This window comes from Dietzia sp. 111N12-1, assembly GCF_001658045.1.
Classification (GTDB): domain Bacteria; phylum Actinomycetota; class Actinomycetes; order Mycobacteriales; family Mycobacteriaceae; genus Dietzia; species Dietzia kunjamensis.
On record NZ_LSSV01000008.1, the window covers coordinates 1 to 410 of the forward strand.

The window sequence follows — 410 nt, forward strand, 5'->3', positions numbered from 1 at the left end:
CCACGGCAGGCTCTGGGCGGGGGCGATAGGCATCTCGGTGCTCGCCACCTCGCTGGGCTTGGCGCTCACCGCGCTGTCGGGATGGTTGATCGTCCGATCGAGCGTCGAGGAGTACATCATGTATCTCCTGGTGGCGATCGTCGGAGTTCGAGCGTTTGGGATCGGACGCTCGGTGGCCACATACGCCGAACAATTACTCACCCATCACGCCGCCTTTCGAACCATCGATGACCTTCGGCTGCGGCTCTGGCGAGCGATCGCAGCACGAGGAACCGGATCCCGGCGGCTGCTCGAGGGTGGGGCGCCCCTGGACTACCTCGTGACCCAGGCCGATGAACTGCGGGACCAACTCCCGAGAGTCGTTACGCCCGTGATCTCCGGAGTCGCCGTACTGCTGGGAGCCACACTCA

General features: G+C 64.9%; 1 protein-coding gene. It reads left to right on the forward strand.

Annotated features, from left to right (window positions below; all coding sequences use genetic code 11):
• Nucleotides 1-118: 118 nt before the first annotated feature.
• The coding region (locus tag AYO52_RS18480; RefSeq protein WP_371517134.1) for a hypothetical protein at nucleotides 119-410 on the forward strand (292 nt) is incomplete at its 3' end.